This is a genomic window from Mesorhizobium sp. J18, assembly GCF_007829525.1.
Classification (GTDB): domain Bacteria; phylum Pseudomonadota; class Alphaproteobacteria; order Rhizobiales; family Rhizobiaceae; genus VLJP01.
Genome location: NZ_VLJP01000088.1, coordinates 1116 through 2011 on the forward strand (window position 1 = coordinate 1116; position 896 = coordinate 2011).

Sequence of the window (896 nt, forward strand, 5' to 3'; positions counted from 1 at the left end):
CAACGTGGCCGCCGCCTTCAACGCGGCCGGTGTCGCCGCCGGGCTGATCCACGGCGACATGGCAGATACCGACCGCAAGGCAATCCTCGATGCCTACGCCGCCGGAGAGCTGCGGGTCGTCGTCAATGTCGCCGTCCTGACCGAGGGGTGGGATCACCCGCCGACGAGCTGCGTCGTGCTGCTGCGGCCGAGTTCCTACAAGTCGACAATGATCCAGATGGTCGGTCGCGGCCTTCGCACGGTGTCGCCCGAGGAACATCCAGGCGCCATCAAGACCGACTGCATCGTGCTCGATTTCGGCACCTCGACCCTGCTGCACGGATCGCTGGAGCAGGACGTCGACCTGGACGGTCGAGAGGTCTCCGGCGAGGCGCCCACCAAGGATTGCCCGGACTGCGGCGCCATCGTGCCGCTCGCCACCAYCGAATGCCCGCTGTGCGGTCATGTCTGGGAGCGTCCCGAAGGCGGCGAAGCAGCGCCGCTCGGCGACTTCGTGATGTCCGAGATCGACCTCCTGAAGCGGTCGAGTTTCCGYTGGTGCGATCTCTTCGGCGACGATGCCGCGCTCATCGCCAACGGCTTCAATGCCTGGGGCGGTGTCTTCTTCCTGGACGGCCGCTGGTACAGCATCGGGGGCCTCCAGAAGCAGCGGCCTCTTCTGCTGGCCGTGGGCGAACGCACCGTTTGCCTCGCGGCGGCGGACGACTGGCTCAACGAGCATGAGAGCGACGAGAGCGCCCACAAGACGCGCCGCTGGTTGAACCAGCCGCCCACCGACCGSCAGCTTGCCTTCCTGCCGCCGGAGTACCGGCAGGATTTCGGGCTCACCCGCTACCAGGCCTCGGCGCTGCTGGCCTTTCGCTTCAACCGCGACGCTATCCGCTCCCTCGTCTTCG

Annotated in this window: 1 protein-coding gene; it reads left to right on the plus strand. The window is 67.3% G+C overall.

The genetic code is table 11. From position 1 onward, the window contains the following. On the plus strand, positions 1–896 hold an 896-nt coding region (locus L598_RS20630), incomplete at both ends, for a zinc ribbon domain-containing protein (RefSeq protein ID WP_281407430.1).